At 37.1% G+C, this 248-nt stretch carries 1 pseudogene; it reads left to right on the top strand.

Annotation, left to right across the window (positions count from 1 at the left end):
* Nucleotides 1–248: pseudogene (locus tag ACVCZW_RS00300) on the top strand (hypothetical protein); the annotation flags it as partial.

The following is a 248-nucleotide window of genomic DNA, read 5'->3' as shown; positions in this document are numbered from 1 at the left end:
GACAACAACGACGGAACATTAACTTACACCGATGAAGATGGAAACCCGACTGTTTTAGATGTTGCTAACTTGGAAACATTAACATCCATTGCTTTAAACACAGATAATACAAACATCGATTATACGGATGAAGATGGCGTTACTACACAATTAGATTTATCTGCAATCATAGCAAACCTGGAAGCTTTAACAACATTGGTGGATAATAATGACGGAACATTAACTTACACCGATGAAGATGGAAACCC

The sequence above is a fragment of the Lacinutrix sp. MEBiC02595 genome (assembly GCF_053601555.1).
The sequence above is the reverse complement of the archived record's forward strand: the minus strand, read 5'-3'. Positions and strand labels throughout refer to the sequence as shown.